13 protein-coding genes are annotated in these 15,288 nt (G+C 60.2%); 2 read left to right on the top strand and 11 right to left on the bottom strand.

Annotation, left to right across the window (positions count from 1 at the left end; genetic code table 11):
* The 11 genes from BLV81_RS21965 to BLV81_RS21915 all read right to left on the bottom strand — a co-directional run.
* Positions 1–458 (bottom strand): energy transducer TonB (locus BLV81_RS21965; protein ID WP_092360049.1); only part of this gene is annotated, 458 nt, incomplete at its 3' end.
* Between the two features lie 342 nt (positions 459–800).
* Positions 801–1,979 carry an NAD(P)/FAD-dependent oxidoreductase gene (locus BLV81_RS21960; protein ID WP_092360040.1) on the bottom strand — a complete coding sequence of 393 codons (1,179 nt, stop codon included), beginning with the start codon at positions 1,977–1,979 and terminating at the stop codon, positions 801–803.
* Complete coding sequence (locus tag BLV81_RS21955; RefSeq protein WP_092360039.1) at positions 1,976–3,352, bottom strand: FAD/NAD(P)-dependent oxidoreductase; 1,377 nt, start codon at positions 3,350–3,352, stop codon at positions 1,976–1,978. The genes BLV81_RS21960 and BLV81_RS21955 overlap by 4 nt, the downstream gene beginning before the upstream one ends.
* Entirely contained in the window at positions 3,334–3,651 is a 318-nt protein-coding gene (locus tag BLV81_RS21950; protein ID WP_092360038.1) for a (2Fe-2S)-binding protein, read from the bottom strand. The genes BLV81_RS21955 and BLV81_RS21950 overlap by 19 nt, the downstream gene beginning before the upstream one ends.
* Positions 3,648–5,522, bottom strand: a complete 1,875-nt coding sequence (locus BLV81_RS21945) for an ABC transporter ATP-binding protein (protein WP_092360037.1) — start codon at positions 5,520–5,522, stop codon at positions 3,648–3,650. Before BLV81_RS21945 ends, BLV81_RS21950 begins: the two co-directional genes overlap by 4 nt.
* A gap of 1 nt (position 5,523) precedes the next feature.
* On the bottom strand, positions 5,524–6,321 hold the full coding sequence (locus BLV81_RS21940; protein ID WP_255365419.1) for an ABC transporter permease: 798 nt from the start codon (positions 6,319–6,321) through the stop codon (positions 5,524–5,526).
* Positions 6,322–6,395: 74 nt separating this feature from the next.
* Entirely contained in the window at positions 6,396–7,352 is a 957-nt protein-coding gene (locus tag BLV81_RS21935; protein ID WP_092360036.1) for an ABC transporter permease, read from the bottom strand.
* Between the two features lie 139 nt (positions 7,353–7,491).
* Complete coding sequence (locus BLV81_RS21930; protein ID WP_092360047.1) at positions 7,492–9,114, bottom strand: ABC transporter substrate-binding protein; 1,623 nt, start codon at positions 9,112–9,114, stop codon at positions 7,492–7,494.
* Positions 9,115–9,318: 204 nt separating this feature from the next.
* On the bottom strand, positions 9,319–10,596 hold the full coding sequence (locus BLV81_RS21925) for an NAD(P)/FAD-dependent oxidoreductase (RefSeq protein WP_092360035.1): 1,278 nt from the start codon (positions 10,594–10,596) through the stop codon (positions 9,319–9,321).
* A gap of 35 nt (positions 10,597–10,631) precedes the next feature.
* Positions 10,632–11,300 (bottom strand): haloacid dehalogenase type II, encoded by a 669-nt coding sequence (locus BLV81_RS21920; RefSeq protein WP_092360034.1) that lies wholly within the window; start codon positions 11,298–11,300, stop codon positions 10,632–10,634.
* Positions 11,301–11,602: 302 nt separating this feature from the next.
* A complete protein-coding gene (locus BLV81_RS21915) occupies positions 11,603–13,081 on the bottom strand; it encodes an aldehyde dehydrogenase family protein (RefSeq protein WP_092360033.1) in 1,479 nt (492 codons plus the stop codon).
* Positions 13,082–13,353: 272 nt separating this feature from the next.
* Here BLV81_RS21915 and BLV81_RS21910 point away from each other — a divergent pair, with 272 nt between their 5' ends.
* Positions 13,354–14,226: a GNAT family N-acetyltransferase gene (locus tag BLV81_RS21910; RefSeq protein ID WP_092360032.1), complete on the top strand. Its 873-nt coding sequence runs from the start codon at positions 13,354–13,356 to the stop codon at positions 14,224–14,226.
* A 66-nt stretch (positions 14,227–14,292) separates the two neighbouring features.
* On the top strand, positions 14,293–15,219 hold the full coding sequence (locus BLV81_RS21905; protein WP_092360031.1) for a 2-hydroxyacid dehydrogenase: 927 nt from the start codon (positions 14,293–14,295) through the stop codon (positions 15,217–15,219).
* Positions 15,220–15,288 lie beyond the last annotated feature (69 nt).

The following is a 15,288-nucleotide window of genomic DNA, read 5'->3' as shown; positions in this document are numbered from 1 at the left end:
ATGCCCTCTTCCTCATTACGCAAGGAAGATCTCGGGTATTCCGGCTTCTCGCAATTGCCGGCAATTTTTGCACTGGTATGCGATGGTCCGGCTTCGCCGGTAGCCGATGGTTGCGCCACAGAAGTAGGCAAGTCATTGGTCGGTGGTTTGACGTTGGTTACAGCTGCAATCACGTTCTCTTGCGGCGGCGGCGCTACTTTTACCTCTGGTGGAGGCACGAATGGCGGCGGCGGGGCGACCGTTTTTGGCGGTGGCGGCACTGGTTTGTCCGGCGGCGGCGGTGGCGGCGGCTTGATCTCTTCGATGAGCTTGGTCTCTACCGGTTGCTGAATCACTTCAACAACTTTACGGGCTAGCCCTGTAATCAACGCATAAATTAGAGCTACGTGCAGAAGAACAACCACGCTGATGCCCACTAGATTTCTGGGAGGACTCTTCCCATCCTGCGCGAAATTCATACCTGCCTCCTTGACTATCAAAGTCCGCTCCCAACGGCCAGGCCGCTGAGATCGGTAATTTCACAAATGCGATGAAGCAGATTGCTGTCCGTCGAAAACAGCTTCTTCTGAAATGGATTACACCATGTCGAGAATGCACAAATATCTTGTTTTATCAATCTCGCGGAACACAATCCATTGTTTTGAACGCTGGCGTCAGCATGGCTTGCTGCCGAGGTCACCGCTGAGTGGAAACGGTGCGGATTCTGTTGAAATTCACCACGAGAGTGCGAGAAACTGTCAATCGCTCTGCATTACGATCGGAATGTCCAGTTTCCAAGGCAAGCGAAAAATACAGAGCGCTCACTCCTGCTCCGCGAATCTATCCAAGACCGATTCAGCCTGAACAGCCTTCTGCTTTGAAAAGCGGCTAATCGAAAACGGTTCTATAGGTGTCGTGGTAAGTCCGGTATCAATCAGTTCCGCCATCACATCGCCAACCCCCGGGCCCAGCTGGAAGCCGTGTCCGCAAAAGCCGAACGCATAATGCAGGCCGCTGACCCGGGCGCTCGGCCCCATTACCGGCAGATCGTCCGGCATATAACTTTCGATGCCGCTCCAGACCCGGATGACATTCAAATTCGCCAGCGCCGGCGCCAGCCGCCGCAACTGCCTTAACTGATTCAAGGTATTCTTCGGCATCACGTAGGCACGCCGCAGATCCGGGTAAGCCGGGCCACGGCCGCCGCCGCCGAAGATAATGTTGCCGCGCGGGATTTGGCGGAAGTACAAAATCTCTTCATCACGCGGCGACGACACTCCCACCACCGTCTTCAAACCATACGGCACCGGTTCGGTAACGCCCATTTGCGGACCACGCGCGACCAGGTCGACCGGTTCGTCGAATTGCAGGCACAGCTTGTCGGCCCAGGCTCCTGCCGCCACCAGCATCGCCGGCGCCTTAAACAGGCGGCCGTCGGTGGCGCTGACAAGAAAATCGTCGCCCTGCTTGCTTATCGCTTCAACTTCGGTATTCTCGAAAATCTGCGCACCGTTTTTGGCAGCGGCACGGCCGAACGCAGGCGCCGCCAGGCGCGGATTGGCATGGCCGTCGAGCGGTGAATACGACGCAGCGCCGACCTCCGGTCCCAGGAACGGGAAACGCGCGCGCATCCGCTCGCCGGCGAACATTTCCAGGTCGAGACCGTAAGTACGCGCAGCAAGTGCATACTCCTCCAGCATGCCGACCCGATCCTGGCCATAGCAGACGCGGATATGGCCGGACGCTAAAAACTCCACATCTTCACCGATCAGCTGCGGTAGCCGCCGCCAGATATCCAGCGAGCGATTAGCCAGCGGCAACTGCGGCAAGAAGCGCCCTTGCCGCCGCACATTGCCGAAATTGGTGCCGCTGGCCTGTTGCCCCAACAGCCCGCGTTCCAGCAATATCACCGAGCGTCCGCGCTGGCGCAGGAAAAATGCAGTGGCGCTGCCCATGATGCCGCCGCCTACGATAATCACATCCGCCTGTCGGGTCGTCATGATGCGTCCTCGATAACGTTGAACGTCAACGGTTTGACCGGCGCTTGCGCCCGCAAACGGCCGACCTCTGCAATCGGAACGCCAGCCGCCGCCGCAATCACCTCGGCGCCGGCATGACCGCAATAACGTCCCTGGCAGCGGCCCATGCCGACCCGGCTGAAAGCCTTGGCGCGATTTGCTTCGACGGCCCCCATGTCACACACCACGTGTCGCAACTCGCCGGCGGTGATGCATTCGCAGCGGCAGACGATTGCCTCATCGGGCAAACTGGCCGCCTGTTGCGCCGGCCAGGGAAATGCCTGTAGCAAGCCCTGGCGGAAACGTTCCATCGCCAGCTGCTGCTTACGCAACGCCGCGAACTCCGGCTGGGCCACCGTGTGGCCGCAATCGACAAGCGCTGCCAGCGCTGCCAGGCGGCCGGCATTTTCGGCGCCGTCGGCACCGAGAATGCGTACGCCGTCGCCGGCCAGATACACGCCAGGTACGGAACTACGACCGTCCTCCCCTGTTTTCGGCAGCCACTGCCGCGAAGCGTGATCAAAAGCAAATTCGCAACGCGCGAGATCGGCCAGCTGGGTTTCAGCCCGCAGGTGATAGCCCATCGCCACCGCGTCGCAAGATATGCTGGCGGTCTCTCCACCGGCTTGACGATAACTGACCGCCTGCACGCCACTATCGGCATCGCCGATAATTTCCAGCGGCGTCACACCGTTCAGCACCGGTACGCCGGCGCGCTTGATCGCCGCAATCAGCAACATGCCTTTTTTCAGCAGTGAAGGCCGCGCCAGCAATTTTGGCATTGCGCTCAACCGCTGCCTGAAACTCGAGGTATCCAGCACTGCCGCCACCTTGGCGCCGGCTTTGACATATTGGCTCGCTACCAGATACAGCAACGGTCCGCTGCCGAGAAACACGACTTCGCGGCCGACCGAGCAAGCTTGCGATTTCAGCGCTACCTGGGCCGCGCCGAGGCTGTAGGTGCCGGCGAAGTGCCAGCCCTTGAGCGGCATCAGGCGATCGGTGGCGCCTGTACACAGCACCAGGATTTCATACGCCAGGCTACTGGCATGGCCATTGCTGACCAGGTGTATCCGGCCCTCGCTGATATTCCAGGCCAGCGTCTCCGGCAGGTAGTCAATCGCACCACGCATGGCGTCGAAGCTGCGATGCAGCGACTCGGCGCGACCGGCCTCAGTTCCGTACAAGGCGCTGTACGGGCGTTTGAAATTTTCCGGCTGGCGGCGATAGATCTGGCCGCCGTCGCGGCGGCCCTCATCGATCACGGTGGGCCGCAAGCCTGCCTTGACGAACTGTTCGGCGCAGCGTACCCCAGCCGGGCCGGCGCCGACAATCACTACGCGAGGTTGGGCCATGTCAGCTCCGGTTGTCGGGTTGATATTTCCATTCCTTCGCTGACCAGCGTCGAACAGGCGCGCAGGCGACCACCGGCAGAAGTCCAGACCCAGCAATCCTGGCATGCTCCCATCAGGCAAAAGCCGGAACGCTTGCCATCGCCGAATTCAGACTGGCGCAGATGATCGATATTGTTCAAGATCGCCACCATCAGCGTATCGCCCAGCAAGGCCTCGGCAGGTTTATCGTTGATCAGAAATCCGACCTTTTCGCGCTCGGTTTCGCCGAGCCTGACAAAACGTCTGTTGCTGCTGTTCATACCGTCACGCCCTCGACTGCAATCAGCGGTTGCTGCAAATGTTGTAAATCGGTGTCGGAACGATGGCAAAGAATCTCGCCGCCGTGCTCCAGCGAGCGCCGCAGCGGCGGCACTACATTGCAAATGCCGTCGACGCGCAGCGAACAACGGTGCAGGAAAGCACAGATATCGGGCGAAGACGCCACCTCGCCGATGGCCGGCAGATCCTGCGGCACGCGGCCGCATACCTGCTCCAGCCAGCCCTGCTTGAGCGCCGGCACGGACGACAGCAACAGATGCGAATACGGATGGTACGGCGGCGCCATCATCGCCTCACGCGGCCGCTTGGCGACCATGCGGCCGGCATACAGCACCACGATGTCGTCGCAAATCGCGCGCACGGTGCTGATGTCGTGGCTGATAAACATATAGGACACGTTCAACTCGCGCCGCAGTTCGGCCAGCAAATCCAGGATCGCCGCGCCGACCACCGTATCCAGCGCCGAGGTCACCTCATCGCACAGGATCAGATCGGGATTGGCCGCCAGCGCCCGCGCCAGGTTGGCACGCTGCTTCTGTCCCCCAGAAAGTTCGCCCGGCAAGCGGTCGATGACACTGCTCGGCAGCTGCACCAGATCCAGCAACTGGGCGATGCGCCTGCGTTTCGCATTGCTGTCAAGCCCATGATAAAAAGTCAGCGGCCGCGCCAGCATGCGGCCTATGGTATGCGCAGGATTGAGCGCGGTATCGGCATTCTGGAACACTATCTGTACCCGCCGGAACTGCTCGCGGCTGCGGCCTTGCAGGGTTGGCGACAGCGGCTCGCCGTCAAGCGTGATGCTGCCGCGCGCCGGCGCCACCAGGCCTGCCACGGCGCGCGCCAACGTGGTCTTGCCGGAGCCGGATTCGCCGATGATGCCGATGGTAGTGCCGCGCCGTATCGTCAGATTGATGTCGTCCAGAATCCGTACCGACGGCAATCCCTTGTTGTCCGGCCGCCCATAGCCGGCAATCAGGCCGCGTATGCGCAACAGCGGCACATCCTGTTCCCGCTCTGGCGCCAGCGGCAGTTGCTCGCGCGCTGCCGGTGCGGCGGCCGCCAGCAGGCTCTGGGTATAGGTATTCCCTGGTGCCGTCAAAATCTGGCCGGTACGGCCGACCTCACGGATCTGGCCGTCGCGCAGCACCACGATGCGATCTGCCATCTGCGCCACCACTGCCAGGTCATGCGAAACATAGACGGCGGTGGTGCCGAGCTCCTTGACCACGTTCTTGAAGGCGCGCAGCACTTCGATTTGCGTCGTCACATCAAGCGCCGTGGTCGGTTCATCCAGTATCACCAGCTCGGGATCGGTAATCAGCGCCATCGCCGCCATCAGGCGCTGCAGCTGGCCGCCAGAAACCTGATGCGGATAACGCTTGCCAATGTTTTCAGGATCCGGCAAGGCCAGCGAACGGAACAGGCCGACTGCCTTGGTTTCGGCCTGGGTGCGTGTCATGGTCTTGTGGATCAGCGCACTCTCGATGACCTGATCCATCAGCGTTTTCGACGGATTGAAAGCGGCTGCTGCGCTCTGGGCGATATAGGCGACGTCGCGGCCGCGCATGTGCGACAATTCGGCCCGAGTCATGCTCAACAGCTCACGCTGGCCGACCCGGATGCTGCCGCCGACAATGCGGCAACCGGCGCGGGCATAACCCAGCAGCGACAGCGCGATGGTGGTCTTGCCGGAACCGGACTCGCCGATCAGCGCCAGCACTTCGCCGCGCGCAACCGAAAAATCCACATCCTTGACGATCACCACATCGTCGCCGCTGTCCTTGCTTGCGACTACCCGCAAGCCGGAAACCCTGACCAGATCACTGTCGCTGGCTTTGGCGTTCTTGTTCATATCAGTCCTTCCTGGAGCGCTTGCCACGCAAATTATCGATCAACAGGTTGACGCCTATGGTCAGCGTCGCAATCGCCAGCGCCGGCATGATGACGGCAGGAGCGCCCTCGCCCAGGCCGGCAATGTTTTCGCGCACCAGCGAGCCCCAGTCGGCATCCGGCGGCTGCACCCCCAAGCTGAGGAAGCTCAGGCCGCTCAGCAGCAGCACCACGAACACGAAGCGCAAGCCGGCGTCGGCCAGCACCGGACGGATCATGTTCGGCAGCATCTCGACGCAAGTGATATACAGTGCGCCCTCGCCGCGAGCGCGGGCCGCCTGCACGTATTCCATGGTTTGCACATTCACCGCCAGCGCGCGCGAAATCCGGTAAGAACCCGGCATGTAAGTGATGGCTGCCGTAACGATCAGCAACTCAGGCGAAGAACCGAAGGACGCCACCATCATCAATGCAAACATCTTGCTGGGAATCGAGATCAGCGCATCCAGCGTACGGCTCATGACGGCGTCGACCCAACCGCCGGCCAGGGCCGCGCACAGCGCCAGTCCGGTGCCGATCGAGCAAGCCAGGAGCGTCGCCGCCAGCGCCAGGCCGATGGTGTAACGGGTGCCGAACAGAATCCGGCTGAGCATATCGCGGCCGAGGTAATCGCTGCCCAGCAATAATTTTCCGCTGAGCCCCCCGAACACGTCGGCATCCACAATCTGCCCGGCGTCGTAAGGCGAGATGGTGGGCCCGATCACGGCCATCAGCAGCCAGAAAACCACGATGCACAGGCCGGTCAGGCCGAGGATGGACATCGAAAAACGACGCGGCTTTGCGGCCGGCGGCGGCAATTTGTCGGCGACGACGGCATTGGAGTTAGGCATGGTATTCACCGGTTTCTCAACCTTGGATTGGAGACGATCGCGCAGATGTCTGCAGCCAGCACCAGCAGCAGATAGGCGCAACAGAAAATCATCGCGCAGGCTTGCACCAGCGGCATGTCGCGGGTCGTGACAGCATCGATCATCAGGCTGGCGATGCCGGGATAGTTGAAAATGGATTCGACGATGATCACCCCGCCCAGCAGGTAAGACAGGCTCAGCGCCACCGCATTGGCAATCGGCCCGATCGCATTCGGCAAGGCATGGGTCAGCACGATGCGGGTCGGACGCGCGCCTTTGAGTGCGGCCATCTCGACATAAGAGGAACTCAACTGATCAATGACTGCGGCCCGCGTCATGCGCGACATCTGCGCCACGATCACGCAGCACAAGGTCAGCACCGGCATCGCATAAGCCTTCAGGAACTGGCCCATGGAGGCGATATCGGCGGTATGGGAAAGCGCCGACAGCCAGCGCAGCTTGACCGCAAATATCATCACGGCGATGGTTGCCACCAGAAATTCCGGCACCGACACCATCGACACCGAACCGACGCTGATCACGCGATCGAAGAGAGAGCCGCGATACATGGCGGAAGTAATCCCCAGAGTCAGCGCAATCGGCACCGACACTGCGGCAGTCACTGCCGCCAACAGCAGCGAACTGGGCAGGCGGCCGGCAATCAGCTGCGCTACCGGCACGTTGTTGACCAGCGAAATCCCCGGATTACCGGACAATAAGCCGCTCAGCCAGTAGAAATAGCGCACTGGCGCCGGCTGATCCAGACCGAACTGCAAGCGCAGTGCGGCCACGGTTTCCGGCGTTGCCGACTGGCCGAGCGCCGCTTGCGCCGCATCGCCGGGCAACAGGTTGGTAATCAGAAAGACCCCGATCGACACCTGCAGCAATGTCAATATTCCGAGGCCGAGCCGGTTGATAATAAGACGTCCGACCGTGCCGTTCATTACATCTTCCTTTCTGACATCCGCCCGGCCGCAGCGCCAGACTGCCACGCAGCTGCAACCGGGCGGATGTTGTTCTCACGCATAATGTGCGGCAGGCATGCAAGCACAGACACGCCTTGCGCTTTTTTGAAGCAGAACCTCAGGCTTCCAGCCAGACGTATTCGGCGGCGGTGTAGTTCATGAACGCGCCCAAAGGAATCGGCTGGATACCTTTGATCTTGCTGCTGACGCCTTCCAGGTTGACGATGAACACCGGAACCCCGATGCCGCATTTGTCATGCACCAGTACCTGCATGTCTGCATACATCTGTTTGCGCTTGGCGAAATCGGTCTGGGCCCGCGCCGCGACCAGCAATTGATCGAACTGCTCGTTCTTCCAGCCAGACTCGTTCCATGCGGAATCCGACTTGAAGAATTGCGTAAACAAAATGTCGGCGCTGGGACGCGGATTGATGTTGCCGAAACCGAGCGGCACTTTCATCCATTGATTGGACCAATAACCGTCGGCCGGCATGCGCTTGACATCCAGTTTCAGGCCGATCTTCTGTGCTGATTGCTGCATCAGCAGTGCAATGTCGACCGAACCGGCGGCGGCAACCGTGGCCACCAGCGGAATGGTGCTGCCGATCACGCCAGCCTTCTGCAAATGGAACTTGGCCTTGTCCGGATCGTAAGGGCGTTGCGGCAAGCCGGCGAAATGGAAGCGGTTGGTCGGATCGATAGGCTGATCGTTGCCGATCACGGCATAGCCGCGGAAGGCGGCAGTCTTGATCTGTTCGCGATCCATCAGGTATTTCATGCCGAGCGTGAAATCGTCGCTCTTGCCCGGCGCCACATCCTGGCGGATAACCAGATCGGTGTAGAGGCCGGATTTGGTTTCCAATACGGTATAACCGGGGCTGGACTTGACGCGTTGGGTCGAGCGCGGATTAACTTCATTGATCCAATGCACGTCGCCGGACAGCAGCGCATTGATGCGCGCCGCTTCGTCCGGAATGCCGAACAGTTCAACTTCGTCCAGATACGGTTTGCCGGACTTCCAGTATTCTTCGTTGCGAACGCCGACGGTGCGCACGCCCGGGGTGAATTCCTTGCACTTGAAGGCGCCGGTGCCGTTGGCCGTGGTGAATGTTGTGGTGCCGTCCTTGATGATCAGGAACTGCGCGGTGGCCAGGATCACCGGCAAATCGGCATTCGGGCCGGTCAGCTTGATCTGCACTTCGTTGGGGCCGCTGGCTTTGATCGATTCGAACTGATCGGCGAGCGCCTTGGCCTTCGACGCCGTGGCCGGATCCTTGTGGCGCATCAATGAATACACCACGTCGGCCGGAGTCAGCGGCTTGCCGTCATGGAAGCGGACGCCGCTGCGCAGCTTGATAGTCCACAGCGTGGCGTCGCTGGTATTGATTTCTTCCGCCAGCACCATTTGCGGCGCCAGTTTGGCATCCAGCGTGGTCAGTCCGTTATAGAACATGTTGACCCGGGTGTAATCGGTGGAGAGCGCTGCCTTGGCCGGATCGAGGGTATCGGCGGTGGAGCTGGACTGCGTCGCGATCTTGATCTTGCCGCCGCGCCGTGGCGTCTGCGCATAGGCATTCCCGGCCACCGCCAGCATGCTGCCGGCAGTGCCCACCATCATGCTGCCAGCCAATACCGTGCGCATCATGTCGCGCCGCGTAAAGCCGGCGTGTGCGCTTTCCAGTTTCTCCCCAGTACTGGATTGACCGCTCGCCTTGTCCTGCTCGAATTTATTCGTTGTCATGATAGCCTCGCCCAAAAAAATCAAAAAAAATAATATGACCAGCCACATCTTTGGTCAGCGCTTTTTTTACACTCTCCCCCTGCTCATTGATACATGAGCAACCTGCGGTGGCCGAGCCTGATTGCAACATCGCTTTACAACTAAACTAGCAATTAACATGCCGCTGCCAACGGCTTTTTATTAAAACTGGCGCAGAGCAGGCGCTCAACTCAATTTGTCGCGCAACTGGTAGTAGGCGCCGACCAGCGGCAAGAACCACGGCTTGCCGAAGTGGCCGGGAATTGGCGGCCAGCGCATTCCCCGCCAGGGATTGGATTGCGGGTTTCCCATCATCACGTCAGCCATGATCTGGCCCATGTGAACCGCCATCTGCACTCCGTGCCCGCTGTAGCCGAGCGAGTAGAACAGGTCTTTGTGCACACCTGCGCGCGGCAGGCGGTCGGCCGACATATCCACCGAGCCGCCCCAGCAATAATCGATGCGCGTGTCACGCAATGCCGGAAACATCTCGACCATCGCCGCCTGCAGCAGCGCCCCGCTCTTCTGGTCCGAGCGCGGATTGGACATGGCAAAGCGCGCCCTGCCGCCGAACAGCAAGCGGCGATCCGGCGTAATGCGGAAATAATTACCGATATTCCTGGTCGTCACATAATTCCGCTGGCCCGGTACAATCACGTCCAGCAATGCCTGCGGCAAGACTTCAGTGACGATGATGAAGCTGCCGACCGGTACCAGGCGCCGCCGAAAATAGGCAAACGGCCCGGTGCCGCAACCGCCGCAAGCCAGCAACACCTGCTTGGCTTCCACCGTGCCTCTGCTGCTATGCACGCGGTAGGCCTGCCCGGATAATTGATCGAGCCGGGTAACCCCGGCCGATTCGAAAATGCGGGCGCCACGGCGAGCTGCGGCATCCGCCAAACCCACGCCAAACTTACCGACATGCAGTTGCGCACTGGTCTTTTGCAACAAACCGCCATAAAAGCCATTACCGGCTACTTCCCGTGCAATGTCTTGCGGCGCCACCAGGGCCAATTGCGGATCGACGTCGTCGATCAGGTCGCGGTAGACCTGCTGTAATTTGGCATAGTGTTCCGGCTTGGCAGCTACCTTCAACTTGCCGCAGCGGTTAAAATCGCAATCAAGTTTTTCATCGACGACAATTTTTTCCACCGTGTCGACCGCACTCACAAACGACTGGTACAGCTCCTTGGCTTTGTCCTTGCCGATGCGCGCAGCCAGCTCGGAAAAATCGTGCGCCAGGCCGCCATTGCACTGGCCGCCGTTGCGGCCCGATGCCTCACCGGCGACCTGCCCCGCTTCCAGCAGCACCACCGACAGATTCTTGCGGCTCAGCGCCAGTGCCGCCGACAAGCCGGTAAAGCCGCCGCCGACGATGACCACGTCGGCTTTCGCCGGCACCGCCCCTTCGGCCCCGGCAGAAAACCGAGGCGCCGTGTCTAGCCAATAAGATGCGAGTTTCATGCGATTCCTGAGAGGACGCCAGGCCTGGATGCGGCTTACAGGCCGACTACGCCAGGCAAGCCGCCGATGTCGGTAATTTCGGTATAGCCGTAGTGCGGCGTCGATGGTTCATGGCCGCGCGCCACGAATACCTTGTTCTTGATGCCCATGTCGCTGGCCGGCATCAAGTCGTAGCGCAGGCTGGACGAAACGTGCAACACATCTTCCGGATTGCAGTTCAGGTTATCCAGCATGTATTCAAAAGCGCGCAGACGCGGTTTGTAGGCTTGCGCCTGCTGTGCCGTAAACACTTTGTGGAACGGCGCGCCGAGCTTGTCGACATTGTGTTGAATCTGATCGTCGGCAGCGTTCGAGAAAATTACCAATGGGAATTCCTTGGCTACCCGCGCCAATGGTTCCGGCACATCTGCATGCGGCCCCCAGGTCGGCACTGCCTGGTAGAACAAGCCGGCTTCTTCGTCGGTGGTTTGTATATTCCAACGGGCGCAGGTGCGTTTCACGGCATTCTTTACCACATCCTCATAAGGTTTCCATTGATCGAGCACTTCGTCGAGGCGATAGGCGGCGAATTGCCGTACGAACATCGGCATATCGGCGGCGGAAACGCGATCGGCGAACAATTCTTTCGCCGTGTCCGCCATCCGGAAGCGGGTCAAGGTGCCGTAGCAATCGAAGGTAATGAATTTGGGCCTGAAGATGGTCATTTAGGGTAGTCCTCTAACGGTTGTAATAGCTTCCGGAACAGCGCCCGGCGGCGGCGAAAACAGACTTATGCGGTCGGCGCCGATGTTCGCCGATCTCTTGTTCACGGGATGATTACACCATACAAAAATACCGTGAATCTCCCGTTTTCAAGCTGTCACGAGACAGAAACATTTGTTTTAGGCGGCACAATCAGCATAGCTTGCCGAGCAGTGCAGCAATGCTCTATGGCGAGGCAAAATTCGGGGAAATTCACCATCGCGGTGCAAAAAAATTGGCTATCTATCAATTCCTGCGTCCTGTACTACTCGGCAAAATCGATCAGCACGCTCTTGACCCGTCGATTTGCTTCAAATGCCTGCCGTCCCAGATCCTTGCCCATGCCGGAACGCTTGTAGCCGCCGGTGGGAATCACGAAATCTGAGGTACGGCCGTAGCGGTTGATCCACACCGTACCTGCTTCCAGAGAACGTGCGAAGCGTAGCGCCCGGCTGATGTCGCTGGTGTGTACGCCTGCCGCTAGCCCGTAATCCGGATGCGCCGCCAGCGCCAGTGCTTCGGCGTCGTCGTCGAATACTTGCACCGTCAGCACCGGGCCGAAGATTTCGCTGTTGACTGCTTCCATGCTGCTATTGACGCCGGCCAGGATGGTCGGCAAGTAGTAGGAGCCGTTGCCGGTGCTTGGCGCCAGCGCGCCGCCTGTGAGCAGTTGCGCGCCGGCGGCGACGGTGCGGTTGACGATGCCGTTGATGCGATCGGCCTGGCCCTTGGAGATGATAGGAGCCAGCGTGGTTGCCTGCCGCCAGGTCGGCCCTGCCTGCAATGCATCGAAAGCGCGGATGATGCCGGCCACCACTTGCTCTGCCGCGCCGCGCTGCACGATCAGGCGCGAGCCGGCAACGCAAACCTGGCCGGCATTGCCGGAAATCGCAGCAGCCACCATGCGCGCCACCTTGTCCAGATCGGGGGCATCGGCAAACACGATTTGCGGGCTCTTGCCGCCCAGCTCCAGCGTTACCGGCTTGGTGCCGCTTTCGGCGCAAGCCCGCATGATCGCGACGCCGGTCTGAGTCGAACCGGTGAAAGTGACTTTCGACACCTTGGGATGACGGCACAAGCTGTCGCCGGTAATCCTGCCGTCGCCCTGTATTACATTGAAAATGCCCGCTGGAATACCGGCCTTGATAGCCAGTTCGGCCACGCGCAGGATGCTATAGGGCGTCATTTCGGAGGGTTTTAAGACTACTGCGTTGCCGGCCGCCAGCGCCGGACCGATTTTCCACGAAGCCATGACCAGCGGGAAATTCCAGGGCGCAATCGCCGCCACCACGCCATAGGGCTCGCTGATCGTCATGCCCAGGTGATCGCTGCGGGTCGCTGCGACTTCGCCGCCGTGCTTATCCGCAAATTCTGCAAAAAACCGGATGCCTTCAGCCGTAAACGGCACGTCCCACTGGGCGGCATCGCGGATCGGGCGCGTCGATCCCAACGCCTCCATTGGCGCCAGCACGGCAACGTCGGCCTCGATCAGGTCGGCCCAGCGGCGCAGGATGCGCGCCCGGTCGCGCGGCGCCTGAGTGGCCCAGTTGCTAGTCTTGAATGCATGCCAGGCGTTTTCCACGGCGCGATCCACCAGCGCTGCGTCGGCCACCGGCAAACCGGCATAGACATGGCCGTCGGATGGGCGTAGCACGTCAATCAGATTGCTGCCGCCATCGACATAAACGCCGCCGATGAAATGCGCGCTGTTAACCACAACCTGGTCCGGGGCAAAATCTTGCATGGAATATCCTTTAGAGTTGTTGCTGCTTAATGCAGTGATTTATGCGGCGCCTAATGCGTTTTGTTCATAACGCCGATGCTAATCCGGAATACGGCGTATTTTGTGCTGAGACGATAGTCCAGCTCGCAACAAGATTGCGTAATTCCGCAACAGATGGAGCAATCCTGCTGCAAGAAACAAGGCATCATTCACTATCATCAGAAATCACCAAAAATCTTGCTGCGCCCTACCCAAGCAGCATGGTCCGGCGAGTTATCGACAAGGAGAAAGCCATGCAAGAACAAACTGCCAGCCAATTCACGCTGCGCCCGCTTGGCGAGACCGATCTCGCCGCTTGTCATCGTCTGTCGCTGGCGCTGAAATGGCCGCACAGCCTGGAAGACTGGCAATTCATTTATCAGTTGGGCAACGGCTTCGCTATGGAGCAGCGGAGCGATGGCCAGCCGCCGGCCCTGGTCGGCAGCGCCTTGTGTTGGCGTTACGGAAACGCCTACGCCACACTCGGCATGGTTATCGTGCAGGCAGCCCAGCAGGGCCTTGGATTGGGACGTCAATTGATGGAGCAGCTGCTGCAGGAACTCGGCTCGCGCAACATCATGCTGCACGCTACCCCGGCCGGCCAGCCGCTATATGAAAAGCTGGGCTTTGCCGCCACCGGCAAACTGCACCAGCATCAGGGTTCGGCCATGCAGTCGCCGTTGATCCCGCTGCCTGCGGGCGAACGGATCCGGCCGCTCGGCGTCAACGATATCGCCAGATTGCAGGCACTGGATGCACGCGCTACCGGCATGGATCGCAGCCAACTGCTGGCTGCGCTAAACGACGTGGCGGAAGGTGTCGCCATCGACCGCGACGGCGAAATGCTGGGTTTTGCGCTGGTGCGGCGCTTCGGCCATGGCCGCGTTATCGGGCCGGTCATCGCGCCGGACGCGGTCCATGCTAAAGCGCTTATCAGCCACTGGATCAACACCTACGCAGGATCTTTCATTCGGATTGACGTGCCCGACGCCAGCGGCCTGAGCGAATGGCTGAGCGAAATCGGATTAACCCGGGTCGATACCGTGATCGCCATGCTCAAGGGCGTTCCAGCAACAAAAGATCCTGGCCTGCAACTGTATTCGCTGATCAACCAGGCGCTCGGCTAAACGCGGCGCTTGGCGCACACAGCACAGGCGGCGCGAATCTCAGCACTTTCACCCTCGAAGAACGACATGAGTTTCTTATATAAGGCGGACCCCGTTCGGGGCGCGGAATGGGCGCGCTTGTTCGCCGAACAGGCGCCGGATATTCCATTTCACTGCTGGCCGGATTACGATGCGGCCGAGCAGGTCCGTTATCTCGCCGCCTGGTTGCCGCCGGCAGACATGGCAAGCCAGTTTCCCAATGTCGAAGTAGTGTTTTCGGTGGGAGCCGGCATCGATCAATTCGATTTTTCGTTGTTGCCGCCGCATATCCCGGTGGTACGCATGATCGAGCCGGGCATCGCCGACGGCATGGTCGAATACGTCACGCATGCGGTGCTGGCGATCCATCGGCAGAGCCACCTGTACGCCCGGCAGCAACGCGAACGACGCTGGCAGGAACATTTGGTCAAGCCTGCGGCAAGCTGCCGCATCGGCATGCTGGGACTCGGCGTACTGGGGCAGTCCGTGCTGGCCAAGCTACGTGACTTTGGTTTTCCTTGCGCCGGCTGGAGCCGCTCGGCACACACACTGGAAGGCGTCAAATGCTATGCCGGTGAAGATGACCTGGCGGCGTTCCTGGCGTGCAGCGATATCCTGATCTGCCTGCTGCCGCTGACCGAGAGTACGCGCGGCATTCTTAACCGAAAATTGTTTTCTGCATTGCCGCTCGGCGCAGCTATCATCAACGTCGGCCGCGGCGGCCACCTGGTCGAAGCGGATTTGCTGGAAGCGCTGGACAGCGGTCAATTGTCGTCGGCCACGCTGGATGTCTGCGAGACAGAACCGCTGCCAGCCGGCCACCCATTCTGGGACCGCCCCGAAATCGTGCTTACTCCCCACATCGCCAGCATGACGCAACCAGCCGGTGCAGTCGAAGCCGTGCTCGACAATATCCGCCGCCATCAGGCTGGTCAGCCATTAATCGGCCTGGTCGACAGGAGCCGGGGGTATTGATGCTTGTTGATGCCTATTGATACTTGCAGGATATTGAAAAATATCCTGCAAGAAAAATGGCGGCGCCAG

The organism is Collimonas sp. OK242 (assembly GCF_900107095.1).
GTDB lineage: Bacteria > Pseudomonadota > Gammaproteobacteria > Burkholderiales > Burkholderiaceae_D > Collimonas.
The sequence above is the reverse complement of the archived record's forward strand: the minus strand, read 5'-3'. Positions and strand labels throughout refer to the sequence as shown.